Origin of the sequence: Acetobacter fabarum, assembly GCF_011516925.1 — a bacterium.
Classification (GTDB): Bacteria; Pseudomonadota; Alphaproteobacteria; order Acetobacterales; family Acetobacteraceae; genus Acetobacter; species Acetobacter fabarum.
Genome location: NZ_WOTG01000048.1, coordinates 1 through 1256, shown reverse-complemented (window position 1 = coordinate 1256; position 1256 = coordinate 1). Strand labels below are relative to the sequence as shown.

2 protein-coding genes are annotated in these 1256 nt (G+C 58.5%); both read left to right on the top strand.

The window, feature by feature from the left end:
- A partial coding sequence (locus GOB83_RS14610) for a baseplate J/gp47 family protein (RefSeq protein ID WP_165926625.1) occupies positions 1–989 on the top strand: 989 nt, incomplete at its 5' end.
- A 43-nt stretch (positions 990–1032) separates the two neighbouring features.
- Positions 1033–1256 (top strand): putative phage tail protein (locus GOB83_RS14605; protein ID WP_242005898.1); only part of this gene is annotated, 224 nt, incomplete at its 3' end.

Genomic DNA, 1256 nt, shown 5'->3' with positions numbered 1-1256 from the left:
TGGCGGGTCTGTCCTACCTCCATTACGCCTATCTGGACTGGATATCCCAACAGGCGGTCCCCTGGACTGCAACGGATGAATATCTGGAAAGCTGGGGGGCGCTAAAAGGCGTGACCCGCAAGGCAGCATCTGCGGCTTCTGGTAGCGTTTCTTTCGATGTTACGGGGGACGGTACTATTCCGGCTGGCACCAGTATTGCGCTGGCTGGTGGCTTAACAGCCACAACAACGGCGGACAGCACAACCACCAATAGTGTTGCCACGGCCCCTGCCACATGCAGCGTAACAGGAAGTGCTGGCAACCTGCCATCAGGCAGCCTTGCAACATTATCCAGCCCTGTGCCCGGCATCCAGACAGTGGGGCAGGTGTCTTCTGCTTTTGGTGGTGGCACGGATATTGAGGAGGAGGAAGACTTCCGCTCCCGCGTCCTGCTCGCATGGCAAGGGGACGGAGAAAATGGCAAAAAACAGGATTACATCGACTGGGCTCTGGCGGTGCCCGGCGTAACCCGAGCTTGGGTTAACCCCTTGGGCTTTGGAGCTGGAACAGTGGTGGTCTATCCCATGCTGGATGACGCCAATGCGTCTGGCGGCGGCTTCCCGAACGGGACCGATGGGGCAAGTGCCTCGGATACACGGTATGCGACGGCAACAGGGGACCAACTGGTCATCGCCAATGCGCTTTATCAGTCTCAACCGGTCGATGCCCTTGTCATCGTCTGCGCCCCCGTGGCCCAACCCGTCGATTTTACAATAGCCGATCTGGGGACCGGCAATACGGTTGCCAACCAGACGCTTATCAAGGCTGCATTGACCGACATGTTCCTTCGCCTGTCGGCCCCTGGTGGAACGATACACCCCAATAACTGGGATGAAGCCCTGTCAGCCCTCAATCTAAGTACCTTCAGCGTGTCTGAACCTACGGGTCCAGTTACGGGTGCCAATGCAGCGGCCATGCCGGTGCTGGGCTCCATCACTTTCGAGAGCTGATATGCCGCCAGTCTTCACCAAAGATATGTTTCGGTCGGCCTTCATGAGCCTGCTGCCCACCGGGCCGATCTGGCCTCGGGGCGAGGGGAGTGTTCTTTACAAGATTAGTGGCGCATGGGCTGCCAGTTTTGCACGTAGCTCTGACCGGGCAGGTAATCTGCTGGTTGATGCGTTTCCCACCAGTACAACCGAACTGTTGCCCGAGTGGGAGGCAACACTTGGGCTGCCAGATCCGTGCGCTGGGGTGAACCCAAGCATTGCCCAACG